Origin of the sequence: Brenneria roseae subsp. americana (assembly GCF_003115815.1) — a bacterium.
In the GTDB taxonomy this organism is placed as follows: domain Bacteria; phylum Pseudomonadota; class Gammaproteobacteria; order Enterobacterales; family Enterobacteriaceae; genus Brenneria; species Brenneria roseae.
In genome coordinates this window covers 1-359 of record NZ_QDKJ01000052.1, presented here as the reverse complement: position 1 = coordinate 359, position 359 = coordinate 1, and the positions used below count along the sequence as shown (strand labels likewise).

At 59.1% G+C, this 359-nt stretch carries 1 pseudogene; it reads left to right on the top strand.

The window, feature by feature from the left end:
• Positions 1 to 359 (top strand): annotated as a pseudogene (locus B4923_RS21195) (phage tail protein); the annotation flags it as partial.

Here is a 359-nt window from a genome sequence, read left to right as displayed (position 1 = left end):
GGCTATTGCTGCACTGGTCGCATCGTCACCTGCTGCGCTGGATACGCTTGAAGAATTGGCCGACGCGCTGGGCGATGACCCAAATTTCAGCACTACCGTGCTTAATGCCATTGCTGATGCGAAAACAGATGCCGTTAACAAATTAGCCGCTCATGTTGCCGCCGCAGACCCGCATACACAATATGCACCGAAAGCCAGCCCGGCGCTGACCGGCACGCCAACGGCACCAACGGCCGCTGCGGGTACAAACACAGTACAGCTTGCCACAACGGCATTTGTTACCAGTGCGGTAGCACCGAAAGCGTCGCTTGCCAGCCCTGCGCTGACCGGCACGCCGACAGCACCGACAGCAGCACAGA